Source organism: Arthrobacter sp. TJ-263 (assembly GCF_058269155.1).
This window is the reverse complement of record NZ_JBZCNE010000001.1, coordinates 1,753,401-1,778,059: the sequence shown is the minus strand read 5'-3', so window position 1 is coordinate 1,778,059 and position 24,659 is coordinate 1,753,401. Positions and strand designations below refer to the sequence as shown.

The following is a 24,659-nucleotide window of genomic DNA, read 5'->3' as shown; positions in this document are numbered from 1 at the left end:
AGGAGGAATCAGCATGGCATCATCGACGGCCCTGAAGGGCCTTTCTCCCCGCACCGGCCAGTGGCGCGTCGTCGACATCGTGGTGGCCTCGGTCATCGCCGTCGCCGTCGGCGTGCTGTTCTTCGTCTGGTCCGCGGGCTATTCGGGCATCAGCGTGCTCACCGCCGGCTTCCCGCCGCTCGCGGGCCTGTATTCCGGCGGCTGGCTCATCGCCGGCGTGCTCGGCGGGCTGATCATCCGGAAACCGGGCGCCGCGATCTACTGCGAGGTCCTCGCCGCGGCGGTCTCCGCCCTGATCGGCACCCAGTGGGGTATCGGCGTCCTCATCTCCGGCGCCATCCAGGGAGCAGGGGCCGAACTCGTGTTCCTGCTCTTCCTCTACCGGAGGTGGAACCTGCCGGTCGCCCTCCTCGCCGGACTCGGCGCGGGCCTGGCGCTGGCGATCAGTGAGAACATCCTCTACAACGCGCTCTGGAGCTTCGAGTTCAAGCTCCTGTACACCGTGTTCGCCGGGCTCTCCGGCGTCGTCATCGCCGGCCTGCTGTCCTGGCTGGCCATGCGCGGACTCGCGAGGACGGGCGTGCTGTCCTCCTTCGCCGCCGGCCGCACGGCGGACGTGTGACACCAGCGCAGGCGCCGTCCCCGGGAGCTGCCTCCGTCAGCGCCCGGGGATGGGGCTGGCGCCACGCCGGCCGGAAGGCCTTCGCCGCCCGCCACCTCGACCTCGACCTCCGGGCCGGTGAGCGCGTCCTGCTCCTCGGCGCGTCCGGTGCCGGCAAGTCCACCGTGCTGCACGGGCTGGCGGGACTGCTCGGCAGCCAGGACGAGGGCGAGCAGGAGGGCGCACTCCTGCTCGACGGCATCCGCCCCGCCGATGCCCGCGGCCGCGCCGGCCTGGTGCTGCAGGACCCGGAGACCCAGGTGGTCCTCGCGCGCGTCGGCGACGAGGTGGCGTTCGCCGCCGAGAACCTCGCGGTGCCGCGGGAGGAGATCTGGCAGCGGGTGCACCGCGCGCTCGACGACGTCGGGCTCGACCTCCCGCTCGACCACCCCACCACGGCGCTCTCGGGCGGCCAGAAGCAGCGCCTCGCCCTCGCCGCGGTGCTCGCCATGGAGCCGGGCCTGCTCCTGCTCGACGAGCCGACCGCGAACCTCGACCCCGACGGGGTGCTGGAGGTCCGGGACGCCGTCGTCCGCGTCCTCGACCGCACGGGCGCGACGCTCGTCGTCGTCGAACACCGGGTCGCCGTCTGGGCGGACGTCGTCGACCGCGTGATCGTGCTCGACGCCGCCGGAGGCGTCCTCGCCGACGGCGCCCCGGGCGCGGTCCTGGGCCAGGAGGGCACGCGCGCCCGGCTCGCGGAGGCGGGCGTGTGGGTCCCGGGCCGGCTGCCCGCCGTCGGCGGGCCCGTACCCGGCGGCGGCGGGGAGGTGCTGCTGTCCGCGCGGGACCTCACGGTCGCGCGGACGAAGCGGGGCCCGGCCGCCGTCGAACACCTCGCGCTGGACGTCCGCGCCGGGCAGGCGCTGAGCGTCACCGGGCCCAACGGCGCCGGGAAGTCCACGGCCGCCCTCACGCTCGGCGGCCTGCTGCGCCCCCGCGCGGGACGGCTCGAGGCATCACCGGAGCTCGCCGGTGCCGCGGGAACCGATCCCTTCCGCTGGCGCTCGGCGCAGCTCGTGCAGCGCATCGGCACCGTCTTCCAGGAACCCGAGCACCAGTTCCTCACCCCGAGCGTGGGGGAGGAGCTCGCGTTCGGGCCGCGGAGGGTCGGCGGCACCGCGGACCCCCGCCGCACCGGGGAGATCGCGGAGCGGCTGCGGCTCACCCACCTGCTGGGCGCCAACCCGTTCACGCTGTCCGGCGGGGAGAAGCGGCGCCTGTCCGTGGCGACGATGCTCGCCACGGAGCCGCGCATCCTGGTCCTCGACGAGCCGACGTTCGGCCAGGACGCCCTCACCTGGGCCGAACTCGTGACGCTCCTGCGGGAGCTGATCGAGGACGGCGTCGCGGTCGTCTCCGTCACCCACGACGCCGACTTCATCGCGGCCCTCGGCGGCGCGACCCTGCACGTCGCGGGCGGGGCGGGACGGCTGGTGTCCCCGTGAGCGGCGACCACCTGACGCCGGTCCTCACCGGCCGGACCCTCCTGCGGGCGAACCCGGTGTCCAAGCTGTTCGCCGCCGTCGTCATCACCCTCGCGCTCCTGGCGAGCATCGACTGGGTCAGCGCCGCGGTGGTCCTCGGCTGCGAGCTCGCCCTCATGCCGCTGCTGGGCATCAGCGTGGTCGGGCTCGCCCGGCGGATCTGGCCCCTGCTGGTCGCCGCCCTGCTCGGTGCCTACGGGACGGCGCTGCTCGCCGAGAAGACCGGCGGCGTGCTGCTCGACGTCGGGCCGTTCCTGTTCACCGAGGGCTCCGTCGCCGCGGGGATCGCCGTCGGGCTGCGCGGGCTGGCGCTCGCCCTGCCGGGGGTCTTCATCCTCCTGACCACGGACCCCACCGACCTGGCGGACGCGCTGGCGCAGAAACTCCATCTCCCGCACCGCTTCGTCCTCGGGGCGCTGGCGTCGCTGCGGCTCGTGGGCCTGCTCGTGGAGCAGTGGGAGATGCTCGGGCTCGCGCGGCACGCCCGCGGCATCGGTTCGGACGGCTCGCTCGTCGCCCGGACCCGGAACCTGCTGGGGCAGTCGTTCGGCCTGATCGTGCAGGCCATCCGGCGTGCCACCCGCCTGGCGACGGCCATGGAGGCGCGCGGCTTCGGCGGCGGGACGCGCACCTGGGCGCGGACGAGCACGTTCACGGCGCTCGACGTCGGCGTGGCCGGCGTCGGACTCGTCATCGCGGCGGGGGCGACGACGGCGGCCGTGCTCGCCGGGACCTGGAACTTCATCCTGTCGTGATCGCCGGGGCTCGATCGCCGGGGCCCGATCCCGGACCGGAAGTCCCCGGACACGGAACCGGGGGCCCGCTGGAGCGGACCCCCGGTGCCGGTCGACCAGGTGGGACGAGGTGCCTAGAGCACGTCCGAGAGGAACGACCTCAGGCGGGGCGTCTGGGCGTCGTCGAAGATCGCGGCCGGGGGGCCGGACTCCACCACGACGCCGCCGTCCATGAACGTCACGGTGTCCGAGACGTTGCGCGAGAAGCCCATCTCGTGGGTGACCACGACCATGGTCATGCCCGCCGTCGCGAGGTCCGCCATGAGCGCCAGGACGCCCTTGACGAGCTCGGGGTCCAGGGCGGAGGTGGCCTCGTCGAAGAACATGACCTCGGGGTCCATGGCCAGCGCGCGGGCGATCGCGACACGCTGCTGCTGCCCGCCCGAGAGGTTGCCGGGGCGCACGTCGGCCTTGTGCTTCAGTCCCACGAGGTCCAGTTGGGCGAGGGCCTTGCTCCGCGCCTCGTCCGCCGACATCTTCCGGAGCTTGCGCAGGGCCAGCGAGACGTTGTCCAGCACGCTCTTGTGCGGGAACAGGTTGAACTGCTGGAACACCATGCCGATGCGCCGGCGCAGCTCGTCCGGGTTGTCCTTCAGGACGGACCGGCCGTCCAGCAGGATGTCCCCCTGATCAGGTTCGATCAGCCGGTTCAGGACGCGCAGGAGGGTGGACTTGCCGGACCCGGAGGGGCCGATGACCGACGCCGTCGTGCCCTGCTCCACGTGCAGGTCGATCCCCCGCAGCACGTGGTTGGAGCCGAAGGACAGGTGCAGGTTCCTGCCCGTCAGGGTCCCTGATTCTTGTGTCTTCACGCCTTCGCTCCTTCGCCGATCCTTGCGGCCAGTTCATCCGGTTCGGGCTTCTGCTTCCTGCCCACGCGCAGCCGGTTGTCGATGAAGTTGACCAGGTGCGTGAGCGGGATGGTCAGGCACAGGTAGAGCACGCCGGCAGCGATGAGCGGTGACAGGTTGCCGGTGTTGCTAGCGGCGTCGTTGCCCACCCGGAAGAGTTCGCGCTCACTGGCCACGAGGCCGATGAAGTAGATGAGCGAGGACTCCTTGATGAGCGAGATGAACTGGTTCACCAGGGCCGGCAGCACGCGCCGCACGCCCTGGGGGATCACGACGAGCTGCATCGACGAGCTGTAGCTGAAGCCGAGGGCACGCGACGCCTCCAGCTGTCCCTTCTCCACGCTCTGGATGCCGGAGCGGAAGATCTCACCGATGTAGGCCGAGGCGATCAGCGAGAGGGCGAGGATGCCCAGCGGGTACGGGCTCGTGCTGCCCGTGATCTCCCGGAGGATCGGGCCGAGCCCGAGGCCGATGAGCAGGATGATCACGACGGCGGGTAGCCCGCGGAAGATGTCCGTGTAGACGCGGGCGATCCACCGCAGCACGCGGTTGCGTGAGATCCCCATGACGGCGAGGATCATCCCGACGATCGTCCCGATGATCCCCGACGCCAGGGCGAGCATGATGGTGTTCGGCAGGCCGACGGTCAGGAGGTCCGGCAGGACAGCCGCCATCGCCTCCCAGTCGAAGAACGTCTTCCCGAGCTGTTCGAGGGCATCCATGCAGGGACCGCTACTTTACTTCCACGGCTTTGCTGCCGGGCTTCCAGTCGGAGGGCATCTCGCGGTCCGGGTACCACTCCTCGGTGAGCTCGGTCCACGTGCCGTCGGCGACGACGGCGTCGAGGCCCGCATTGAGGGCGTCGATGAGCGGCTGGTTGTCGCTGTTCACGGCGTACGCGGTGAAGTTCTCGGTGTTGATGATGGTCTCGGCGATCGTCGTGTCGTCGCCCTCCTTCACCTGACCGGTGGCCTGCTGCGACGGGGCCACCCAGGCGTCCACCTGCCCGTTCTTCACGTTCGCGTAGACGGTGTTGTAGTCGGGGAAGCGCACCGGCTCGAGACCGAGGGTGTTGGAGACGTAGTCGTCCTGGACGGTGCCCTGGACCACGCCGATGCGGGTGCTCTCCGAGAGCGAGTCGAAGCCTGTGACCGAGGAGCCGTTCTTCGTGACGACGGCCATGTAGCCGAAGTCGTAGCCGTTGGTGAAGCCCACGTTCTCGCGGCGCTCCGCGGTGGTGGAGATCGAGGAGGATCCGACGTCGAACTGCTTGTTCTGCACCTGGGCGAGGAGCGCGGAGAAGTCCGTGGACGCGAACTCGACCTCCAGGCCCAGCTTGTCGCCGATGGCGCGCAGCAGCTCGTTGTCGTAGCCGGTGAAGACGCCGTCCTCGAGGAAGATGTTCGGCGGGGCGTCCGAGAGCGTGCCGACGCGCAGCGTGCCGTCGGTGACGAGGCCGAGCTCGGCCGTGTCGATCTCGTCGATCGGCGTCGTGGTCTCGGTCGTGTACTGGTCGAGCGACTGCTGGTCGCTGCCGGCCAGGGCGTCCGTGGTCTCGGTGGGCTCGCTGCTGCCGCTGCCGCAGGAGACGGTCAAGGCGAGGAAGGGGACGGCGAATGCCGCCAGGACCTTGCGGGAGATGTTCATGATGTCCTTCGAGGTGCCGGCCCGGATGGAGGCGCGGGGAACGGGGATGGTGCGGGGGACGCCGGGTCACGGCGAGGAGGGGACAGGCTGCTGGGTGACACGCTCACTGTTCTGGGATGTGCGCGGGTGCGGGTGCCGTCACGGAGGAATGGTCCGGGACAGGCCGCACGACGCCGTACTTGCCAACCGGGGGACTTGTCCCGGCGGCCGAATCTTCACCTGGAGCACCCCACTACGGGAGAGGGTTGCTGTCCAGCCGGCCAGGGCCGAGGGCTGGAACTCTTGATTGCAGGCAAAACGCTAGGGCAGCACGAAGCACCGGGTCAAAACGAGAGGGCCGAAAACCGACGCTTGACGTAGCAGAAGGGCCTTCAGGGGCCGTTTTGTGGCGGAGATTACACGAAGCGGTCCACGAGGTCGGTGAGTTCGGCGGTCAGCGCGCTCGAGGTGCGGAGGTCCTGGCCGTCCAGCGAGAGCACCGGCGCGAGGAGCCGGATACTCGAGATCAGCCACACGGCGTCGGCCTCGAGCAGGTGGTGCGGTTCCAGCGGTCCGTAGCCGAGCTCCCACCCCTGGTCCTTCGCCGCGGCGAACAGCGCGCTCTGTGAGGTCCCAGCGAGGATCCCGCTCTCGAGCTGCGGCGTGAGGAGGGTCTTCCGGCCGTCGCGGTCGTAGGCGAGGAGGACGGTCGACGTCGGGCCTTCCAGCACCTTGCCGTCGGAGGAGGTGAAGATGACGTCGTCCGCCCCGTGCGCCTTCGCGTAGCGGACGGCGGCCATGTTGACGGCGTAGGAGAGGGTCTTCGCCCCCAGGAGCAGCCAGGGCGCGCGCTGGGCGACGGTGCTGTCGTACCCGCGCTCGAGGAAGAGGACCTTCAGGCCCGTCTCGCGCTGCCGGAGGGTGGCCTCGGGCACGCGGGAAACCTGCACCCAGGCCGTGGCCCGCCCGGCGCCCTCGACGCCGCGCGTGGCGACCAGCTTCACGACGGCGTGTCCCTGGTCCGGTTCCGCTGCCGCGAACTCGCGCAGGCCGGTGCGGATCGCGCGGCTCCACGCCTCGGCGTCGGGCACGGTCAGATCCAGGGCGTCGGCCGACGCCGCGAGGCGCGCCAGGTGCGCCTGCTCCTTGCGGGGGGCTCCGTCGACGGCGAGCAGGGATTCGAAGAGGCCGTCCCCGCGGGTGGCGCCGAGGTCGGTGGCCATCAGCTGCGGCTGGGACGCGTCGGCCACCCTGCCGTCGTCATGGGCCGGGTCCAGGAACACGAGAACAGTCATGGGCCACAGCGTAGCCGCCGGAACCCCGCGGCCTCAGGTGAGTCTGACCTTCCGGGTGAAGAGTTTCTGCAGCAGGATGAAGACGAGGAGCAGGGCGCCGATCACTATGCGCGTCCACCAGGAGCTCAGCGTGCCCTCGTAGGAGATGAACGTCTGGACGATACCGAGCACGAGCACCCCCGTGAGGGAGCCGAGCACGTACCCGTAGCCTCCCGTCAGCAGCGTCCCGCCCACCACGACCGCCGCGATGGCGTCGAGTTCCAGCCCGGTGGCCGCCAGGCTGTAGCCCGAGAGGCTGTAGAACGAGAAGAGGATCCCGGCGATCGAGGAGCACAGTCCGCTGATCCCGTACACGAGGACCTTGGTGCGCGGGACGGCGAGGCCCATGAGCAGCGCCGAGGACTCTCCGCCACCGATCGCGTACACGGTCCGCCCGAACCGCGTCTGATGCAGCACGTAGAACGCGACGGCGACCACGACGAGGGCGATCACGACGCCGGGGGAGACGAACAGCCTCCCCACCAGCGGGATCCTCGCCTGCGCCATGGAGGTGAAGAAGGGGTCGGTCACGGTGATGGAATCGACGCTGATGACGTAGCAGAGGCCCCGCGCCAGGAACAGGCCCGCAAGGGTGACGATGAAGGGCTGGATCTCGAAGACCTGGATCACGAGTCCCATGAGCAGGCCGAAGGTGGCACCGGTCAGGAGGACGAGGGCGATGACCGCGGCGGGGTTCCAGCCGGCCTGGAGGAGGGCGGCGGCGATCATCATGGACAGCGCGACGACGGACCCGACGGAGAGGTCGATGCCTCCGGTGAGGATCACGAACGTCATGCCGACGGCGAGGACGATCAGGAACGTGTTGTCGATCAGGAGGTTGAGGAAGACCTGCCCGGACAGGAACCCCGGGTACATGACCGCGCCGGCGGCGAACATGGCGAGGAAGAGGCCCATCGTCGCGAGGGTGGGGGCGTACCGCGCCTTGCCCCGCAGCCGGGTCATGCGGGGGCGGTCGAGCGGTGCCGGGGTGCGGGTGAGCACGGACATCAGGCGGCCACCTTCGGTCGGGACGGCTCGGTCACGGGCCGCCGTCGTCGGCTGAGGAGGGTGCGCGCCCTGCTGGACTGCAGGAGGCACACGATGATCACGACGAGCGCCTTGAAGACCAGGGTGGCTTCGGGCGGGACGCCGAGCGTGTAGACGGTGGTGGTGAGGGTCTGGATGATCAGCGCCCCGACGAGGGTGCCGACCAGGCTGTACCGGCCCCCGGCCAGCGAGGTGCCGCCGATGACGACGGCGAGGATGGCGTCCATCTCGATGTACAGGCCGGCGTTGTTGGCGTCCGCCGCCGTGACGTTGGAGCTGATCATGAGGCCGGCGACCGCCGCGCACAGCCCGCTGAAGACGTAGACGGTCCAGGTGATGGTCCGCGCGTCGAGCCCTGAAAGCCTGCTCGCCACCGGATTGATGCCCACCGACTCGATGAGCGTGCCGAGGGCCGTCCGGCGCGTCAGCAGGCCGGTGATCCCGAAGGCGGCTGCCGCGATGAGGATCGAGATGGGCAGGCCCAGGAAGTATCCGGCACCGATCGCCTGGTAGGAGTCGTTGGACACGGAGATGATCTGGCCGTCGGTGACCAGCTGGGCCAGTCCGCGGCCTGCGGTCATGAGCACGAGGGTGGCGATGATCGGCTGGATCCCGATGACCGAGACCAGGAAACCGTTCCACGCCCCGAGGGCGAGGCCCGCGACGACGGCGATCGCCACCCCGGTCGCGGCGGTCTGCAGGGAGGCCGGTTCGGGGGAGCTGTAGATGTACATGCAGGAGACGGCACCGGCGATGGCCGCGACCGCCCCCACCGACAGGTCGATGCCCCGCGAGGCGATAACGAGCGTCATGCCGAGGGCGATCAGGATGGTGGGTGCTCCGTTGCGGAGGATGTCGATCAGGCTGCCGTAGAGGTGGCCGTCCTGCACCCGGACCGAGAGGAAGTCCGCACGGAAGAGCTGATTCAGCAGGAGCAGGAGGACGAGGGCGAGGACGGGCCAGGTGAGGCGGTGCCTCAGCAGCGCACTCATGCGTTCGTTCCCGCGATGACCGTCATGACGTCTTCCATGGTGATGTTGTCGTTGGGTATGTCCGCGACCATCCGCCGGTCCTTGAGGACGGCGATCCGGTCGCTGATCCGCAGCACTTCCTCGAGCTCGGCCGAGATGAAGATGACGGACATGCCGTCCGCTGCGAGGCTGCTGATGAGTTTCTGGATCTGGGTCTTGGCGCCGATGTCGATGCCCCGGGTCGGTTCGTCCAGGATGAGCAGGCGCGGATCGGTGATGAGCCAGCGCGCCAGCAGCACTTTCTGCTGGTTGCCTCCGCTGAGATCCCGGATGAGCGTGTCCTTGCCGGACGGGCGGATGTCGAGGGCCTTGATGTACCGATCCGCCAGCTCGTCCTGGGTGGCACGCGGGACGCGCCGCCACCAGCCCTTGCCTGCCTGCAGCGCCAGGATCAGGTTGTCGCGGACGGACAGATCGCCGATCAGTCCCTCCTCCTTGCGGTTCTCGGAGGAGAACGCGATGCCCCGATCGATGGCGGACCGGGGGCTGCGCAGGGCGCGGCTCGTGCCGCGGATGGTCAGCTGTCCCTGATCGGCCCTGTCGGCACCGAAGAGCAGCCTCGCCGTCTCGGTGCGGCCGGACCCGAGCAGGCCGGCGAGGCCGAGGATCTCGCCGTCGTGGACGGTGAAGGTCACCTCCTGGACCGAGCCCTTCCTGCCCAGGCCCTCCGCCTGCAGGAACAGCGTCTGGTCCGTGCGGTCCGGCTGCCGTCGGCTCTCGGCCTCCTCGAGCTCGGCCAGGGCGTCCAGTTCCTTGCCGATCATCTTGGAGATCAGGCCCATGCGCGGCAGTTCGGCCGTCAGGTACTCGCCCACCAGCCTGCCGTTGCGGAGCACCGTCATGCGGTCCGAGACCTCGTACACCTGCTCGAGGAAGTGGGAGACGAAGAGGATGGCGACGCCCCGGTCCCGCAGCGTGCGGATGACCGAGAACAGCTGCTGCACCTCGTCGGCGTCGAGGCTGGAGGTGGGCTCGTCGAGGATGAGCACCCTTGCCTCGATCTGCATGGCACGCGCGATGGCCACGAGCTGCTGGATGGCGATGGAGTGCGAGGACAGGACGGAGCGAGGGTCGATGTGCCCCAGCTGCAGCTGGTCGAGGACCTCCTCCGCCTTCCGGCGGACCTCCCGCCAGTGGATGGCGCCGCGCCTGCGCGGTTCGCGGCCGAGCAGGATGTTCTCCTCGACGGAGAGGTTGGGGCAGAGGTTCACCTCCTGGTAGACCGTGCTGATCCCGGACGCCTGCGCCTCGGCCGGCGTGCCGAAGCTCGTCCGGGCCCCCAGCACGGTGATGGTGCCGTCGTCGATCGCGTAGACCCCCGTCAGGGCCTTGATGAGGGTGGACTTCCCGGCGCCGTTCTCGCCCAGGAGGGCGTGGACCTCCCCGGGGAACAGCCGGAAGTCGACGCCGTCGAGCGCTCTCACGCCCGGGAAGGCGATGGAGATGCCCTGCATGTCCACCACGGGAGCGGTCCCGCCCATGTCCTGCCTCCTGTGCTCCGGATGCGGCGGGCCGGGCCCGCCGCATCCCTCTCTCCTGGTGACGCGGCCGTCCTCGCGGGCGGCCGCGTCCGGTTCCTAGTACTCGCGGCTCGGGAGGGCTTCCTTGGCCTGCTCGGGCGTGAAGGTGGTCTCCTCGGTCACCACGCGGGCCGGGACCTCCTCGCCCGCGACCACCTTGGCAGCCAGGTCCATGAGCTGATCGCCGAGGAGCGGGTTGCACTCGACGATGAAGTTGATCTTCCCCTCCGCGAGAGCGGTCATGCCGTCCTTCACGGCGTCCACGGTGATGATCTTGATGTCCTTGCCGGGCACCTTCCCTGCGGCCTCGATGGCCTCGATGGCGCCCAGCCCCATGTCGTCGTTGTGGGCATAGACCACGTCGATGTCGGGGGTGTTCTTCAGGAACGCCTCCATCACCTGCTTGCCGCCGCTCCGGGTGAAGTCGCCGGTCTGCGACTGGACGATCTCGAGGTCGGGATCGGCCGCGATGGCCGCCTCGAATCCTTCCTTCCGGTCGATGGCCGGAGCCGCCCCCGTGGTGCCCTGCAGTTCCACGATGTTCACCGGGCCCTCGGTCGAGGCCGAGTCCTCGACGAGCCATTCCCCGGCCTTCTTGCCCTCCTCGACGAAGTCCGAGCCGAGGAAGGTCCTGTACAGCGAGGTGTCGGTGGAGTCGACCGCCCGGTCGGTGAGGATCACGGGGATGTCCGCGTCCTTGGCTTCCTTCAGGACGGTGTCCCAGCCCGATTCGACCACCGGGGAGAAGGCGATGACGTCCACCTGCTGCTGGATGTAGGACCGGATCGCCTTGATCTGGTTCTCCTGCTTCTGCTGCGCGTCGGAGAACTTGAGGTCGACGCCCGCCGCTTCCGCGGCTTCCTGGACCGACTTGGTGTTGGCGGTACGCCAGCCGCTCTCGGCGCCGACCTGGGCGAAGCCCATGGTGATGGTGTCATCGGAACCGCCCTCTCCGCCGGCTTCGGACTGACCGCCGCAGGCGGTGAGGGCGAGGGTTGTAGCGGCGATGACCGCCACGAAGGATTTCCTGAACACTGCTGCCTCCTTGGAATCGGAACCACAGCAAGGGGTATCTGCACCGTCGTTGCTGCATGGGCGGGGAGCCCTGCGGCAATTGTGAACGGTAACAAAAGGCGGGTCAAGGGATCGGGACCACCATTCGTCGGCGATTCGACGCGGACGGGGCCGCTCCGGCAGCAAGAAGGCCGGGCCGCTCGATCGCGGCCCGGCCTCGGTAGGGGATCAGTTACTTTTGATCGCCGTCCTTCCCGTCGAGGGTCTCCCTGGCCTTGTCCTCGGCCTGGTCCACCTTCTCGGGATTGTCCTGTGCATAGTCTTCGGCCTTGTCGGCCATTCCACCGCTGTCCGCCATAGAGTCCACTTTCAGCCGAACGGGTCCGCGGCCCGCCGTGGGCTGCCGCAGTCTGACCTGTTCATCGTCCGCCTCTCGGACGGGTCAGCGGTACCGGCAGGATCCGATTGACATCCGCCCGGAAGAAGGGGGCGCCGGTGGCCTGTGGAGTGTGCCTGATCAGGTGCAGCGCTGTCAGGGGAGGGAGTCCGAGGAGGTGTCTCAGTGGTCGAGGAGTGCTGACGTGGTCAGTACCGTGGCGAACTCGTCGTGGAGGTTCGTCGCCGTCACGATCGAGAGTGTCTCGGCAGGGACAGGGTCTCCGTCCGGTGTCCTTCGATCGAAGGTGTGCGTTGCGTCGATGGCGAAGTAGGTGTCGTAACCGAGGTTGCCGGCCATGCGGGCCGTGGTCTCACAGCAGTGGTTGGTGGTGATCCCGCAGATGACGACCTGCGCGATGTCCTCGGCCTGCAGCCACCCGTGCAGATCCGGGGTCCCGTAGAAGCTCGAGTTCACACTCTTGTGGACGAGGAGGTCGGGGGTCCCCGTGAGTATGTCCTTGAAGGCGTGACCGGGCCGGGAGGGGGACAGGGGCGAGTCCGGGTTGTCGGAGTCGTGCTGGACGAAGACCACGGGCCAGTCCTGGCGGCGCCAGTGCGTGACCAGCGCGGCGATGTTGTCCTCGCACGCGGGGTTGTCCCTCTCGCCCCAGAACGCGGAGTCATCGAAGCCCTGCTGGACGTCGATCACCAGGAGCGCGGGTCGATCCAGGTGGATTCGAGGTGTGCTCATCGATGGACAGTAGCACTCGGCACGTCCGAACGGGGGTGCACGGGATTCCCGGGCCCGCGCGACGGGTACGCAGCAGCACGGCCGATCAAGCGCCTGGCCGACGATGCTGCCGTTCGACGTCGTTCAGCTGGGAGGCGAGATCGGCGCGAATCACCGCATCGAGCGTCGACGCTTCGACCGCCGTCCGGACGCGCGCCTGATGTCCGCTCAGGGCCGACGTATGTGTCGGCAGCGTTCCGGCCTGGGATGCGCTGATCGTGATCTCGGACAGCATGGCGATGCTCCGACCCGCTGTTCGAGGGTCCGTGAAGGCGTAGGTGATGAGTTGGTCCATGACGAGATCGAGGAGCTGGGCGAAGGAAGGAAGTGTGAGGTTCAGTCGGGCCCGATCGTTCGAGTCGTAGAGCGTGACGGGCCCGGTGGTCCGATCGGTGAGGGAGCACAGGATCGCGGAGATGTGACTGAGTGCATGGACGGCGGTCGTGGGGTCGTTGACGCCGGGCGAGAGAGCCTTGTCGGTGACATCGAGGAGTTGTTGCAGGCCGAACGACGGGTCCTGCGTGGAGGTGCGCTCGAAGTCGGTTCTCAGCGACCGGGACACCGCCTCGGTCAGCTCCGCCAGTCGGTCGCCGTCGAGTGGAACCGCCTGCGCATCCCACACCCGGGCGACCGGTACTCCGGCGACGAGGGAGGCTCCGGGTGCCACGTCGACGGACACGAAGGCGTCGAGTCGCGCTGCAGCCGACAGCAGGGCTCCGGTGTCGATGCGGGTGAGGAAACCCGAGGACGGCGCGCGGACCGCATCCGGCCGGCCTTCCGGCGTCCGGACGCTCGGCCTTCGTGAGTCGTGCTCCGGAAAAACCCGTTCGAGGGTCTTGTCGGTCTCACGATGCACATCACGCAACATGGTCTCGACGCGGATCTGCCGTGCCAGGTAGGCCAGGAAGAGGACGAGGCCGACGACGCTGCTGATGGTCAGCGCGAAGGCCGTGGTCACGGCGATCTCGGGGACGAACGCCGGCCCGGCACTGGTTTCCACCCGGATACTGCGCAGCACCGTGAGAGCGAAGACGAACGTCGCAAGGAACAGGGCGAGTGTGTTGTGGACGAAACGGTCCCGTGTGAAGGTGCGCAGGAGGCGCGGGGAGAACTGGCTGCTCGCAAGCTGCAACGTGACGACCGTCAGTGAGAAGGTCAGCGACGTGACGGTGATGGTGGAACTGGCGATCGTCTCCAGCAGTGACCGCGCCGCTTCGGGCCCCCCGCCGAACAGGATCCCGGACACCACCGGCGGCATGCTGTCGTCTAACTGCCGATCGAGGTACGGAAGAGCCTGTCCCAGGACGAGCGCGATGATGACGGCGATCAGGGGAACGGGCCACAGCTGGACACGCAGGGACTCACGCACGGACTCTTTGCTCGTATCCATGCCGCTCATTCTGGCCTACCCGCACCCTGAGCCGATGGCACGTCGGTGGCCGGCTGCCCACTTGATCCTTGCCGACACGGGCAGCTACTCCCTGGGCGAACCCGGATCCAGGGTCGTTGCGATTCCGCAACGGTTCGGCGGACGACAGCCCCGCTGCTTGATCACGTAAAGACAGCCTGCTTACGATTGCTCGGAGCGCAACACGCACCCGCGGCTCCTGAGACCGGGCAAGAGACGTCGATCCCCATCCACGACGGATTCATCGGAAGAGATACGCATCCTTCCTCCACTCTCCTGCGGGTCATCCACTGCATGCCAGGAACGCCTGGCCACATCCGAAGGAGCTCTCATGCACCGCATCCAGCACGGTCGTCGCCAGTCCCTGGCCCGGGGTTCAGCCGCCCTGACAGTGATCGCCGTATTGGCGGTGACCGGCTGCAGCACTCCCGAGGAAACCAGGGACGCGATCGCCACCGGCGAGGACGGGCAGGTCGGGGTCGTGAAACTGCGCAGCATGCTCGTCGTCTCTGCAGAAGAAGGGATGCCCGGCCGCCTCCTGGGGACGCTCGACAACGAGTCCTCCGCCGCCGTCGAGGTCACGGTCAGCGACGCGGACGATCAGGTGGAGGTAACCGTGCCGGCGAACGGTCAGTACCCGCTGGACACCAATGAAGAGATCCTCAGCACCGTCGAGGAGCCCCCCGGCGCGCTGACGGAGATCACCCTGACGACGCCGTCGGAATCCGTCACACTCGACGTGCCGGTGCTCGACGGCACCCTCGACCAGTACGAACCGTATCTCCCTGATTGAGCACCGGACCCGCGGTCGACTCTCCGGCACCGCGGGTCCAGGGCCGCTTACTGGTAGGTCACCAGCCACGGCTTCGGGTCGACGAGCGAGTAGGTCTGCTCGGGCGTCAGCATGGGCTGGTCCTCGTCGTGGAAGTTCTTCCACGACGGCCACGTCCCTGCGGGAGAGACGCCCTGCAGCGCGGACCAGGTGTCGAGTTTCTGCCCGGGCGTCCCGTGGCCGTCGGCGTGCAGCGTCACCGCCAGTTCGCTGCGTGAGACGTCGAGATCCGCACGATCGCTGATCATGTCGATCCGGAACTGGTGGACCATCACGAGCTTCTGGGGCAGGGCCCGGTCCCGTGTGAGGTCCGCGAGCCAGGCAGTGGTGGCATTGATCTCGGCAGCGCTGACGCTGCCGATCTGCTGGAGTGGCCGCTCGCCGGGCAGGAGCCGCCATTCGGGGTCCAGGGCGAGACCGACGGTCGGGCGGGCGAGGAGTTCCTCGTACAGCCTGGCCTGGGACAGGAAGTCGGATCGTCCGGATTGCAGGTCGAGGACGACGTACACGCCCTGTTCCTCGGCGGCATCGACCCAGGGCCGAAGGACGTCGATCGGGGTCTCGCTCGAGTAGTCGCCGTCGGTACCGGGTTCCGCGCTGGCGATCGTGGCAATGAGGTCGAGGGCGGGGACGACTGGCTCGTCACTGAACGGCTGGTACCGGGCAGCAAGACCCTTGACCCGGGCGATCGTCTCGTCGATGCCCTGTTCCCCCAGCGCCCCGAGGGACGGTCCGCTGGGGTGCCCGTACAGGGCCACCATACGGCGGCCGGGGAAGACGGTCTGGCCACCTCCCGGCAACTGAGGGGCTGTTGCCGCCACCTGGACCCGCTGCGCGAAGACCTCCTGCGCGCCGAAAGCGGCGCCGACCGCAAGTACTGCACCGTCGGCGCGGGACCGCACGGCGTCCACGGCCGTGCTGGTGGACCGTGGGTCCGCGTCCGCGACCAGTTCGACGTCGATTCCGGCAGCCCGGGCTGTCGCAAGAGGCGCCGGCGCCGAGGACGGGGTCGCCAGGACCAGCGCATCGATCGGCTCACCGGCGGGCGTGAAGGGTGGGACCCGCGCTGCAGTGGCGGTGTCCGACAGCACCGAGTCGGTGGAGGTCGTGGACGCGGGACCGGGTGTCGCCGGTCCGGGGTCCGATGGGGTCGGCGTTGCTGCCGGGGCGGGTTCCAGCGTGAGCAGGCGTGCGTCGTCCGCACTCAGCCCCCCGATCGAGGCGGCGACGTCGCTTTCCGGTACGGCCTCGGGTGTGGTCGATACATCGAGGACGCCATCGAAGGCGGCCGCCTCGGTGGGGCCGACGACGAGGGCCCGCTGTCCGATCAGGGCGGCCCAGTCCGCTGCCGGGTCACCGTACCCGATGACCGTCTCGACCCCGAGCCTGGTGAGCTCGGCGTCGACCGTCGCACCGTCGGACCCGCCCGGCCCGACGACCAGCAGGGGGACCTGCAGACCTACAGCAGCACTCGAAGCCACGGTCAGGTCGGCGTCGGTGAGATCGAGTCCCGTCTCCGACTGACGGGCGAACACCACGGCTGCAGGGCTGGTGTCGAACAGCATCCCGCTCATCGCGACGGACGACTGCGCTTCAGTGCCGGCCAGGACACGGCGCACGCCGGCTTGAGGGTCTGCAAGAAGCACCGAGGGGAGGGTCTCCGGCGCCGACTCGGCAGCAGTCGGCGCCGGAGGCCCTCCCGGGGTGCAGCCGGCAGCCGCAAGGAGGACCGCGATCGCCAGGGGGACAATGCTGGGTGCAGTACGGCGGAAGATCAGAGTCTGCTTTCGTCAGGGGCTGCCACGACTCTATCCCCTCCCCTTCCGCTCCAGGGAGCAGCCGGCGCAGCGTATCTCGAGCAGATGGCGCCGGTCAGGGAAGCCAGTGGTGCACGACCTCCTGTTCCTCGTGGGGTGGAGGGCCGTCACGGTCCGACCCCGGCGCCGCGCAGGGCTGCAGGGTGCCCGTCGTCGGCCGGGAAGCCGGAGCCCAGGGCAGACAGCACGCCGCGCGCCTTCGTCCGCACCTCGGCCCACTCCTCGGCCGGGTCCGAGTCGGCCGTGATCGCCCCGCCGACGCCCAGCGTGAGACGTGTCGCGTCGCCGTCCTCCGCCAGCACGAGGGTGCGGATCACGACGGCGAGGTCCGTGGCGCCGGTCAGGCTGAAGTACCCGGCGACACCCGAGTAGGGGCCGCGCGGACCCTGCTCCAGGCGGTCGAGGATGGCCATGGTGCTGATCTTCGGCGCGCCCGTCATCGAGCCGGCAGGGAAGGCGGACCCGATCACCCCGGCGCGTGCGCTACCCGGCCGCAGCCGGGCGTCGATGCTGCTCACCATCTGGTGCACGGTGGCATAGGACTCGATGTCGCACAGCCGGCTGACGGTGACCGAGCCCGGGACCGCGTGGTGGGAGAGGTCGTTGCGGAGCAGGTCCACGATCATGATGTTCTCCGCCCGGTCCTTCTCCGAGGTCCGGAGGTCCTCGAGCAGGCCGGCGTCCTCCGTCGGATCCGCCGATCGACCGCGCGTGCCCTTGATGGGTTCCGCCTGCATGAAGCCGTCCTGTGTGAGCTTCAGGAAGCGTTCGGGCGAGGTGCTGGCGACGGCGAAGCCCGGGAAGCGGAGGTAGTGCGCGAAGGGCGCCGGACTCGCGGCCCGCAGGCGGAGATACGTCGCCAGCGGATCGAGGCGTTCCACGCGGGCTGAGAGCGACGTCGTCAGGCACACCTCGTACGTGTTGCCGTCGGCGATCTCGGCCTGCGCGCGCCGGGTCTTCGCGAGGTACTCCTCGCGGGAGTCCCGGGCAGCGAACCGGGGTGCCGGGGGCGGCGGTGACGGCGGGACGGGGGACGGCGCCGCGACGGCGTGGCGGGCCTCCGTCAGCCAGGACTCCCGGTCCGGGTCGCGCCGCCCGTCCGTGAGCGTGAGCAGGAACACGGCCGCCTCGGCGTGGTCCACGACGACGGCGCGGCCCGCGAAGATCAGGGCGGCGTCCGGGAGGGCATCGGCCGGGGTGGGTACGGAGGCGCCGCCCGTCTCCCGCTTGAGCTCGTAGCCGAGGTAGCCCAGCCACCCCAGGCCGAACCCGCAGGCGAAGCCCTCCGGGGGGCGGACCGCCCGGCGTCCCCAGACGTCGTCGAGCCAGCGGAAGAAGGGTTCGCGGATGCGCGTGGTGACCGGGCCCGCCGTGATCTCCGTGATGCCGTCCCGGTGCAGGGCCTGCTGCCCGAAGGCGCCGGACGCGTCCGCCAGGATGCTGAAGCGGTTGCGCCCCTCCGGCCGGGCCGTCGTGGTCCCGGTGTCGGAGCTGTCCAGCCAGACCGCGGCGGGGGACGCGCCGTGCAGGGTGGAGAACAGCGCCGCGGTGTCCGGCGTCGCGTCGATGCGCTCGCAGTCCAGCCGGAGCCCGCGCCGGCCCGCGCGCTCCGGCGCGAGCAGGATCGCGCACGCCGGCAGTCCCGTGAGTGCGAGGCGGACGGCCTGCGGTGACGGGACCCCGCGGTGGCCCTGCACGACGACGTCGGCGACGGCGGCGGGATCGTCGCCCGCCAACCAGGCGTCCTCCTGGTCCGCCCAGCGCTGCCAGAAGGGCGCGTAGGCCTCGCCGTCGCGTTCGATCGCGGTCCGGTGCCGGATCCCGGCGTCCGCCTCGATCCAGATCACCGCGTCGAGGTGGGGCCGCGCCGCAGCAGCCGCGGCGCCCACCCCTTCCAGGAGCACGATCTCGGCCGGCGCCGTGGTCCGTGCGGCGCCGGCCTGCCCGCGGTCCCAGTCCCAGGCGTTCCAGTGTGCGGGCCGCCCGTCCCGCAGGGGGAGGAGGACGCGCTCCACGTAGGCGCCGATGCCGTCGTCGAGCCCGTCCCAGCCCGGGTAGATGTCCTCGAGGTGGAAGAGGCTGACGCTGTGGTGCTCCCGGAGGAGGGCGGCGAGCTCGACGGCGAGGGTGGTCTTGCCCGCCCCGGACCGCCCGTCGACGGCGATGAGCAGGGGCGTGTCGGAGGGCACGGGTCAGGCCACGGCGAGCAGGGCGCCGACGCCGACGAAGAGCGAGCCGAAGGTGCGGTTGAGGACCACCTGCCCGCGGTCGTCCTGCGTGAAGCGCCGGAACGAGCGGGCGGCGCCGGCGTAGAAGAACCACATGACGAGCACGTCGATGACGACGACGGTCGCGGCCAGGACGGCGTACTGGCCGAGCAGCGGGCGGTCCGGGCGGATGAACTGGGGGATCAGGGCGAGGAAGAACACGATGGCCTTCGGGTTGAGCAGGTTGACCCAGAGGCCGCGGCGGACCATCGAGAGCGCGCCCTCGGTGCCCTGCCGGGCCCGGGCCTCGTCATGCTCGGGCTTCTGCAGGAACTTCCGCACGCCCAGGTACACGAGGTACGCGGCGCCGGTGTACCGGATGACGTCGAACGCCAGCGGCGAGTTGGTCACGAGCAGTCCCACGCCCGCCGCCGCGACACCGATGTGCACCAGGAGGGCCGCCTGCTGGCCGAGGATCCCCCAGATGGAGCGGCGGAAACCGACGGTCAGCGCGTTGCTCATGGTGTTCACGGCACCCGCCCCGGGCACGAAGCTGATCAGGGTCCCGGCGCCGAGCAGCGCCAGCCAGAGGGAGGGGTTCACCCGTTCATGGTAAGCATTGCCGGTCGGGGCGCGGGAACGTCAGGCGTCGAGTTCGTGGCGCACGAACTGGACGACGCCCTCCACCGCGCCGTGGACCATCCGCCAGGTGGCTTCGAAGTCGCTGGCGTCGCCGTACCAGGGGTCGTAGATCCCGAGATCCTCGAGGTCGGCGTCCGTCGTCGTCGGATCGAACTCGCGCAGGAGGTGGATCCTGTCCCGTGCGTCACCGTCCGGGGCGTCCCGGCGCAGCTCCCGGTAGTGGTCGAGGTCCAGGGCGAGGATGAGGTCCCGCTCCCGGTACCAGACGACCTCGAAGCGTCGGGCACGGTGCAGGTGGCTCTCGATGCCGAGTTCCGCCAGCTTCGCGGCCGCCCGCTCGTCGATGGGCTTCCCGGCCTCCCAGTCGGTGGTCCCCGCGGAATCGACGGCGACGTACTGCTGCAGTCCCGCCTGCCTGAAGGCGTGCGCGAGCATGAGCTCCGCCATGGGCGAGCGGCAGATGTTGCCCGTGCAGACGGTGACGATGCGGTACATCCCGCCAGCCTATCGGCGCACCGGCTCAGGCGCGGGCGAGAATCTCGACGCTCGGCATGAGGAACACGGCGTCCTCGGCACGCCCCCACCTGCGCCAGCCCTCGGCCAGGCGCTGCAGGGTCTGCCGGTCGGCGAGTCCCCGCTCGATGGTCTGCTCGGCGAAGGCGGAGTGCTCCACGCGCTCGGCCCAGGACTCCGCATGCGCGCGCCTGTCCGCGGCGGTGGCGTACACCCAGTTCGACGACGACACCTCGACGTCCGCGAAGCCGGCCGCGGCCGCCCACCCCGGCAACCGCCGGCCGGCGTCGGGCTCGCCGCCGTTCCCGCGGGCCAGCTCCCCGTACAGCTCCCGCCACTCGTCGAGCTCGCCGACCGCCGGGTACCAGGTCATCGCGCCGAAGTCCGCCTCGCGGGCGGCCACGATGCCCCCCGGCCGCACGACGCGCCGCATCTCCCGGAGCGCAGCCACCGGGTCCGCGAGGTGCTGCAGCACCTGGTGCGCGTGCACGACGTCGAACGATTCGTCGGGGACGTCGAGGTCGTACACGTTGCCCTCGCGGAACTCCACGTTGGCCACGTCCGCGTGGGTGGCGGACGCCTGCGCGACGACGTCGGCCGACCGGTCGATGCCGGTCACCCATCCGGGGGCCACGAGATCCGCGAACCCCGCGGTGATGCTGCCCGGTCCGCACCCGATGTCCAGCAGGTCCATGCCGGCCTCGAGGAAGGGCTCGAGGTAGGCGGCCGACGACGTCACCGTGCGCATCGCATGTGCAGCCGTCACGCTCGGGTGGTGTCCGTGGGAATAGACCTCGTTGTTCATGCCTGGAAGGCTAACCGGCGGACCGGTCCGCAGCCAGCCCGACGCCGTCCCGCGCGTCGTCCTTCGCGGCGACCGTGGCGTCGGTGATCTTCTGCATCATGTCGCGCAGCAGTGACAGCTGCTCGTCCGTGTACTGGTCGAAGACGCCGTTGATGTGGCGGGCGAGCGGGGCGAACAGCATCGCGCCGGTGCTGAGGGCCTTCTCGGTCAGCTGGAGGTGGACCTGCCGCCGGTCGACCTCACTGCGTCGCCGTGTGACGTGGCCGGCGGAATCGAGGCGGTCGACCAGGGCCGTGGTGGCCGGCGAGCTCAGATTCAGCTCCTCGCGCAGCAGGCCGGGGGTGACGGTGAGGCCGGCCCGGGCAGCGCCCATCATGATGCTCAGGGCATGGAGATCGGTGCGGTACAGGCTGTCGCGCTCACTGGCGGCCTCCACGTAGCGCTCGGTCTCGATGGTGAACTGCCGCATGAGTGCCATGAGCTCGTCCCTCGTGGCCATGGATCCTCGCCTCCTGTCCCTCCCAGCTTAGGCCCGTTCCCAACTATCTCCATCATAGATATACTTTGCTGTAGAGATACCCCTGGAGAGGTGTGGAGTGCGATGAAGAACAGATGGCTGAGGGTGCTGCTGCCCGTCGTGGTGGTCCTGATCTGGCTGATCGGAGCGGCGGTGGGCGGCCCGACCTTCGGGCGGCTCGAGGAGGTTTCGAGCAACGACCAGGCGTCCTTCCTGCCCGCCGGCGCCGAGTCGACGGAAGCCGGGGAACTGCAGCAGAGGTTCAGTGACTCGGACGCCGTTCCCGCCGTGATCGTCGCGGAATCGGACACCGCGATCGATCCGCGGGACCTCGGCTCCTACGAGGAGCTCGGCGCGACGCTCGGCGGTGTCGAGGGCCTCGAACCCCCGGCCGAGGGGGCGCCGGCGGTCGCCGGTCCCATCCCGTCGGAGGACGGGTTCGCCGTCCAGTACATCGGCTTCGTCTCCTCCGACGCGGAACTCGCGGAGGTGGTCGGCGAGCTGCGCACCATCCTCGACGACGACCTGCCCGAGGGCGTCACCGGCTACGTGACCGGCCCGGCCGGGTTCACCAACGACCTCGTCGAGGCCTTCGGCGGGATCGACGGCATCCTGCTCGCCGTCGCCCTCGGCGCGGTGTTCCTCATCCTCCTCGTCGTCTACCGGTCCATCGTGCTGCCGTTCCTCGTCCTGCTGACCTCGGTGTTCGCGCTGGCGACGTCGATCCTGCTGATCTTCTGGCTCGCGACGCTCGACGTGATCCAGCTCAGCGGCCAGAGCCAGGGCATCCTCTCGATCCTCGTGATCGGCGCCGCCACGGACTACGCGCTGCTGCTCGTCGCCCGGTTCCGGGAGGCGCTCACGGAGAACGAGACGAAGTGGCAGGCCATGCGCGTGGCCTACCGCGGTTCGATCGAGCCGATCCTCGCCTCGGGCGCCACCGTGATCCTCGGCCTGCTGTGCCTGCTCTTCTCGGATCTCAACTCGAACCGGAGCCTCGGGCCGATCGCCGCCATCGGCATCGCCTTCTCGCTCGCCGCGGCGCTCACGCTCCTCCCCGCGTTCCTCCTCCTGTTCGGCAGGGCGGCCTTCTGGCCCCTGCTCCCGCGCTACAACCCCGCGTCGGCCGCCGTCGTCGCCCCGCACCACGGCAGGCACGCCGCGGCGACCGGCGCCGGGCCGGAGACCGGGCTCGAACGGCTGAAGGGACTCTGGCGGCGCGTGGCCCTGCTCGTGGGCCGCCGCCCGCGCGTGCTGTGGATCGCGTCGCTGCTCGTCCTGGTGGCGGGCGCCCTCGGGCTGACCCAGCTGCAGGCCAACGGCGTCCCGCAGTCCGCCCTGATCCTGACGCCGTCCAACGCGGTCGACGGCCAGGAGGCCCTCGCCCGCCACTTCGACGCCGGCTCCGGGAGCCCCGTCTACGTCGTCGCCCCGGAGGCCGACCAGGAGGCCGCGCTCGACGTCGTCTCGGCGCAGGAGGGCATCTCCGACGCCGCCGTGACCGCTGACCCGAGCGGCGCCGCCGTCGTCGAGGACGGGCAGGTCCTCATCAGCGGCACGCTCGAGTACCAGGCCGACTCCGAACAGGCGGAGGACGTCGTCCGCGGGCTGCGGACCGCGCTCGACGACGTCGGCGGAGGAGACGCGCTGGTGGGCGGCGTCACGGCGGTGGCGATCGACACGAACGACACCGCGCTCGCCGACCTCGTCAAGATCATCCCGATCGTCCTGGCGGTCATCCTCGTGGTGCTGATCATCCTGCTCCGTTCCGTGCTCGCGCCGGTACTCCTCGTGGCCAGCGTTGCGCTCTCCTATGCCACGGCGCTCGGCGTCTCGGCGGTGGTGTTCAACACCGTCCTCGGGTTCGAGGGGGCCGACGCGTCGGTGCCGCTGTTCGGCTTCGTGTTCCTGGTGGCCCTGGGCGTGGACTACAACATCTTCCTGATGACCCGGGTCCGGGAGGAGTCCCTCCGGATCGGCACGCGGCCCGGCATCCTGCGGGGGCTCGGCGTGACGGGCGGCGTCATCACCTCGGCCGGCGTGGTCCTGGCGGCGACCTTCGCCGCACTGGGCGTGATCCCGATCCTGTTCCTCGCGCAGATCGCGTTCATCGTGGCCTTCGGTGTCCTCCTCGACACCATCCTGGTGCGCTCGCTGCTCATCCCGGCCCTGGCGTACGACATCGGCCCGAGGATCTGGTGGCCGTCCCGGCTCGGCAGGGTGCCGTCCCCGCGGTAACGGGCCGGGCCGACCCGGTCCCGCGGGGAACGGCCCGTCTCCCGGCTCCGGCACAGCCCGGGCCGGGAGGGCTCCTAGGATCAACCCGTATAACTGGAGGATGACTCCCCGAACGAGACCCCCCGACAGGCGAGCCCGCCGTCCGGTGCGTCGCTTCGTCGTCGCCCTGGTGGGCATCGACGGCGCGGGCAAGACGACGGCCGCCTCGGCGCTCGGCGGGCTCCTCGGCACCACGACGCCCACCATGGTCCTCGCCAATCCATCGGGCCGGCGCACCATGACGACGTGGACCGCGCGGCTCGGCCTCGACGTTCCGCCACGGACCCTCGACCTCCTGGAATCCGTGGTCCGGGCGGTCAACGTGCTCACCAACCACCTGCGCGCCCACCGGTTCGACGGCGTCGTCATCCTGGACCGGCACCTGCACTGCCAGCAGGCGCTGCGCACCACCCGCGGACTGCCGCGGGGCAGGTTCCTCGCTGCGCTGGCCCGCACGCTGCCGGCCCCGGACGTCGTCGTGTTCCTCGACGTCAGCCCGGAGGAGGCCCTCCGCCGGATCACCGCGCGGGGCGCCGACTCCGAACGCGTGGAGCACCTCCGGGCCTACCGCGACGCCTACCTCGGGCTTCCTGAATTCGCGGGTTTCCGGCGCGTGGATGCCGACGGCGCGCAGCCCCGGGTCGTCGAGGAGCTCGAGGGGATCGTCGGCGGGTCCAGCCGGGTCGCGGCGCGGTGCGCGACGGCGGACCGTCCTCCGCGTGGGGTGGACGATGCAGCTGCTCCCGCTGGATAAGGTTTCAGGTATGAACGAGATCGCCGCCTTCCTCGACGCACGCATCACCGAGGACGAGAAAGCCGCCCGCACGGGCACCCTCCCGGAAGAAGTGTGGGGTGCGCGGGGCTGGTACGAGCCCGCGCGGGTCCTGTCGGAATGCGAGGCCAAGCGGCGTCTCCTGCAGTTCGCGCTCGCCGACCTCGGTGAGCCCCACGGGTCGAGCGTGCTGAAGCTGCTCGCCGGTCCCTGGGCCGGCCACGGGGGCTACCGGCCGGAGTGGAAGGCCTGACCGGAGGACGGCTCAGGCGCCCGGAGCCCGACGCCGCCCGGCCGGCACCGGGTGACGGGACGGTGAAGCGCAGCGGTCGTACC

Annotated in this window: 24 protein-coding genes and 1 riboswitch; of the genes, 7 read left to right on the top strand and 17 right to left on the bottom strand. The window is 70.2% G+C overall.

Going from position 1 to position 24,659, the window contains the following annotated elements; all coding sequences use genetic code 11:
- Positions 1-13 precede the first annotated feature (13 nt).
- The 3 genes from AC4D2F_RS08430 to AC4D2F_RS08420 are packed head-to-tail and all read left to right on the top strand — an operon-like array spanning position 14 to position 2,903.
- The gene (locus AC4D2F_RS08430; protein WP_104167942.1) at positions 14-622 is read left to right on the top strand and encodes an ECF transporter S component; all 609 of its coding nucleotides are present in this window, start codon (positions 14-16) and stop codon (positions 620-622) included.
- Positions 619-2,109, top strand: coding sequence for an ABC transporter ATP-binding protein (locus AC4D2F_RS08425; protein ID WP_490910157.1), 1,491 nt, complete (start codon positions 619-621; stop codon positions 2,107-2,109). Before AC4D2F_RS08430 ends, AC4D2F_RS08425 begins: the two co-directional genes overlap by 4 nt.
- Positions 2,106-2,903, top strand: coding sequence for an energy-coupling factor transporter transmembrane component T family protein (locus AC4D2F_RS08420; RefSeq protein ID WP_490910156.1), 798 nt, complete (start codon positions 2,106-2,108; stop codon positions 2,901-2,903). The genes AC4D2F_RS08425 and AC4D2F_RS08420 overlap by 4 nt, the downstream gene beginning before the upstream one ends.
- Before the next feature lie 113 nt (positions 2,904-3,016).
- Here the strand turns inward: AC4D2F_RS08420 and AC4D2F_RS08415 are convergent, their stop codons facing one another.
- From AC4D2F_RS08415 to AC4D2F_RS08365, 11 genes are all read right to left on the bottom strand, one after another.
- Positions 3,017-3,754 (bottom strand): amino acid ABC transporter ATP-binding protein, encoded by a 738-nt coding sequence (locus tag AC4D2F_RS08415; protein WP_104167944.1) that lies wholly within the window; start codon positions 3,752-3,754, stop codon positions 3,017-3,019.
- Entirely contained in the window at positions 3,751-4,515 is a 765-nt protein-coding gene (locus AC4D2F_RS08410) for an amino acid ABC transporter permease (protein ID WP_104167945.1), read from the bottom strand. The genes AC4D2F_RS08415 and AC4D2F_RS08410 overlap by 4 nt, the downstream gene beginning before the upstream one ends.
- Positions 4,516-4,525: 10 nt before the next feature.
- Complete coding sequence (locus AC4D2F_RS08405; RefSeq protein WP_490910155.1) at positions 4,526-5,440, bottom strand: ABC transporter substrate-binding protein; 915 nt, start codon at positions 5,438-5,440, stop codon at positions 4,526-4,528.
- A gap of 170 nt (positions 5,441-5,610) precedes the next feature.
- A riboswitch (SAM riboswitch) is annotated at positions 5,611-5,728 on the bottom strand.
- A 107-nt stretch (positions 5,729-5,835) separates the two neighbouring features.
- Positions 5,836-6,714, bottom strand: coding sequence for an aminodeoxychorismate lyase (locus AC4D2F_RS08400; RefSeq protein ID WP_490910154.1), 879 nt, complete (start codon positions 6,712-6,714; stop codon positions 5,836-5,838).
- A 33-nt stretch (positions 6,715-6,747) separates the two neighbouring features.
- Positions 6,748-7,761: a galactofuranose ABC transporter, permease protein YjfF gene (gene yjfF / locus AC4D2F_RS08395; RefSeq protein ID WP_490910152.1), complete on the bottom strand. Its 1,014-nt coding sequence runs from the start codon at positions 7,759-7,761 to the stop codon at positions 6,748-6,750.
- Positions 7,761-8,792 carry an ABC transporter permease gene (locus AC4D2F_RS08390; protein ID WP_104167949.1) on the bottom strand — a complete coding sequence of 344 codons (1,032 nt, stop codon included), beginning with the start codon at positions 8,790-8,792 and terminating at the stop codon, positions 7,761-7,763. The genes yjfF and AC4D2F_RS08390 overlap by 1 nt, the downstream gene beginning before the upstream one ends.
- Positions 8,789-10,312: a sugar ABC transporter ATP-binding protein gene (locus AC4D2F_RS08385; RefSeq protein WP_219815715.1), complete on the bottom strand. Its 1,524-nt coding sequence runs from the start codon at positions 10,310-10,312 to the stop codon at positions 8,789-8,791. The genes AC4D2F_RS08390 and AC4D2F_RS08385 overlap by 4 nt, the downstream gene beginning before the upstream one ends.
- Before the next feature lie 96 nt (positions 10,313-10,408).
- Entirely contained in the window at positions 10,409-11,386 is a 978-nt protein-coding gene (locus AC4D2F_RS08380) for an ABC transporter substrate-binding protein (RefSeq protein ID WP_104167950.1), read from the bottom strand.
- A gap of 211 nt (positions 11,387-11,597) precedes the next feature.
- Positions 11,598-11,723 carry a hypothetical protein gene (locus AC4D2F_RS08375; protein WP_490910151.1) on the bottom strand — a complete coding sequence of 42 codons (126 nt, stop codon included), beginning with the start codon at positions 11,721-11,723 and terminating at the stop codon, positions 11,598-11,600.
- A gap of 201 nt (positions 11,724-11,924) precedes the next feature.
- Positions 11,925-12,494 (bottom strand): cysteine hydrolase family protein, encoded by a 570-nt coding sequence (locus AC4D2F_RS08370; protein WP_104167951.1) that lies wholly within the window; start codon positions 12,492-12,494, stop codon positions 11,925-11,927.
- Positions 12,495-12,579: 85 nt separating this feature from the next.
- The gene (locus AC4D2F_RS08365; protein WP_490910150.1) at positions 12,580-13,923 is read right to left on the bottom strand and encodes a DUF2254 domain-containing protein; all 1,344 of its coding nucleotides are present in this window, start codon (positions 13,921-13,923) and stop codon (positions 12,580-12,582) included.
- Between the two features lie 349 nt (positions 13,924-14,272).
- On the opposite strand from AC4D2F_RS08365, the gene AC4D2F_RS08360 reads away from it, so the two are divergent.
- On the top strand, positions 14,273-14,734 hold the full coding sequence (locus AC4D2F_RS08360) for a hypothetical protein (RefSeq protein WP_490910149.1): 462 nt from the start codon (positions 14,273-14,275) through the stop codon (positions 14,732-14,734).
- 47 nt (positions 14,735-14,781) lie between these two features.
- Here AC4D2F_RS08360 and AC4D2F_RS08355 read toward each other — a convergent pair whose 3' ends face one another.
- The 6 genes from AC4D2F_RS08355 to AC4D2F_RS08330 all read right to left on the bottom strand — a co-directional run bounded on the left by AC4D2F_RS08355 (position 14,782) and on the right by AC4D2F_RS08330 (position 21,256).
- Positions 14,782-16,419 (bottom strand): hypothetical protein, encoded by a 1,638-nt coding sequence (locus AC4D2F_RS08355; protein WP_490910148.1) that lies wholly within the window; start codon positions 16,417-16,419, stop codon positions 14,782-14,784.
- Positions 16,420-16,697: 278 nt separating this feature from the next.
- Positions 16,698-18,779 carry an aminodeoxychorismate synthase component I gene (gene pabB / locus AC4D2F_RS08350; protein ID WP_490910147.1) on the bottom strand — a complete coding sequence of 694 codons (2,082 nt, stop codon included), beginning with the start codon at positions 18,777-18,779 and terminating at the stop codon, positions 16,698-16,700.
- 3 nt (positions 18,780-18,782) lie between these two features.
- A complete protein-coding gene (locus AC4D2F_RS08345) occupies positions 18,783-19,400 on the bottom strand; it encodes a LysE family transporter (protein ID WP_104167956.1) in 618 nt (205 codons plus the stop codon).
- Between the two features lie 39 nt (positions 19,401-19,439).
- Entirely contained in the window at positions 19,440-19,934 is a 495-nt protein-coding gene (locus tag AC4D2F_RS08340; protein ID WP_490910146.1) for a low molecular weight protein-tyrosine-phosphatase, read from the bottom strand.
- Between the two features lie 25 nt (positions 19,935-19,959).
- Complete coding sequence (locus AC4D2F_RS08335; protein WP_104167958.1) at positions 19,960-20,757, bottom strand: methyltransferase domain-containing protein; 798 nt, start codon at positions 20,755-20,757, stop codon at positions 19,960-19,962.
- A gap of 10 nt (positions 20,758-20,767) precedes the next feature.
- Positions 20,768-21,256: a MarR family winged helix-turn-helix transcriptional regulator gene (locus AC4D2F_RS08330; protein WP_104167959.1), complete on the bottom strand. Its 489-nt coding sequence runs from the start codon at positions 21,254-21,256 to the stop codon at positions 20,768-20,770.
- A 102-nt stretch (positions 21,257-21,358) separates the two neighbouring features.
- On the opposite strand from AC4D2F_RS08330, the gene AC4D2F_RS08325 reads away from it, so the two are divergent.
- The 3 genes from AC4D2F_RS08325 (at position 21,359) to AC4D2F_RS08315 (ending at position 24,576) form a co-directional block, all read left to right on the top strand.
- Positions 21,359-23,512, top strand: a complete 2,154-nt coding sequence (locus AC4D2F_RS08325) for an MMPL family transporter (protein ID WP_490910145.1) — start codon at positions 21,359-21,361, stop codon at positions 23,510-23,512.
- A 100-nt stretch (positions 23,513-23,612) separates the two neighbouring features.
- Positions 23,613-24,305, top strand: coding sequence for an AAA family ATPase (locus AC4D2F_RS08320; protein WP_490910144.1), 693 nt, complete (start codon positions 23,613-23,615; stop codon positions 24,303-24,305).
- A gap of 10 nt (positions 24,306-24,315) precedes the next feature.
- Entirely contained in the window at positions 24,316-24,576 is a 261-nt protein-coding gene (locus AC4D2F_RS08315) for a DUF6221 family protein (RefSeq protein ID WP_490910143.1), read from the top strand.
- The last annotated feature ends 83 nt before the right edge of the window (positions 24,577-24,659 follow it).

Bases quoted from the DNA above. Each gene is read 5' to 3' on its own strand.
- yjfF (WP_490910152.1), bottom strand. From the start codon at position 7,761: ATGTCCGTGCTCACCCGCACCCCGGCACCGCTCGACCGCCCCCGCATG.
- AC4D2F_RS08400 (WP_490910154.1), bottom strand. From the start codon at position 6,714: ATGACTGTTCTCGTGTTCCTGGACCCGGCCCATGACGACGGCAGGGTG.
- AC4D2F_RS08340 (WP_490910146.1), bottom strand. From the start codon at position 19,934: ATGTACCGCATCGTCACCGTCTGCACGGGCAACATCTGCCGCTCGCCC.
- AC4D2F_RS08325 (WP_490910145.1), top strand. From the start codon at position 21,359: ATGAAGAACAGATGGCTGAGGGTGCTGCTGCCCGTCGTGGTGGTCCTG.
- AC4D2F_RS08430 (WP_104167942.1), top strand. From the start codon at position 14: ATGGCATCATCGACGGCCCTGAAGGGCCTTTCTCCCCGCACCGGCCAG.
- AC4D2F_RS08360 (WP_490910149.1), top strand. From the start codon at position 14,273: ATGCACCGCATCCAGCACGGTCGTCGCCAGTCCCTGGCCCGGGGTTCA.
- AC4D2F_RS08390 (WP_104167949.1), bottom strand. From the start codon at position 8,792: ATGAGTGCGCTGCTGAGGCACCGCCTCACCTGGCCCGTCCTCGCCCTC.
- AC4D2F_RS08315 (WP_490910143.1), top strand. From the start codon at position 24,316: ATGAACGAGATCGCCGCCTTCCTCGACGCACGCATCACCGAGGACGAG.
- AC4D2F_RS08320 (WP_490910144.1), top strand. From the start codon at position 23,613: ATGACTCCCCGAACGAGACCCCCCGACAGGCGAGCCCGCCGTCCGGTG.
- AC4D2F_RS08330 (WP_104167959.1), bottom strand. From the start codon at position 21,256: ATGGCCACGAGGGACGAGCTCATGGCACTCATGCGGCAGTTCACCATC.
- AC4D2F_RS08405 (WP_490910155.1), bottom strand. From the start codon at position 5,440: ATGAACATCTCCCGCAAGGTCCTGGCGGCATTCGCCGTCCCCTTCCTC.
- AC4D2F_RS08370 (WP_104167951.1), bottom strand. From the start codon at position 12,494: ATGAGCACACCTCGAATCCACCTGGATCGACCCGCGCTCCTGGTGATC.
- AC4D2F_RS08385 (WP_219815715.1), bottom strand. From the start codon at position 10,312: ATGGGCGGGACCGCTCCCGTGGTGGACATGCAGGGCATCTCCATCGCC.
- AC4D2F_RS08410 (WP_104167945.1), bottom strand. From the start codon at position 4,515: ATGGATGCCCTCGAACAGCTCGGGAAGACGTTCTTCGACTGGGAGGCG.
- AC4D2F_RS08365 (WP_490910150.1), bottom strand. From the start codon at position 13,923: ATGGATACGAGCAAAGAGTCCGTGCGTGAGTCCCTGCGTGTCCAGCTG.
- AC4D2F_RS08335 (WP_104167958.1), bottom strand. From the start codon at position 20,757: ATGAACAACGAGGTCTATTCCCACGGACACCACCCGAGCGTGACGGCT.
- AC4D2F_RS08375 (WP_490910151.1), bottom strand. From the start codon at position 11,723: ATGGCGGACAGCGGTGGAATGGCCGACAAGGCCGAAGACTATGCACAG.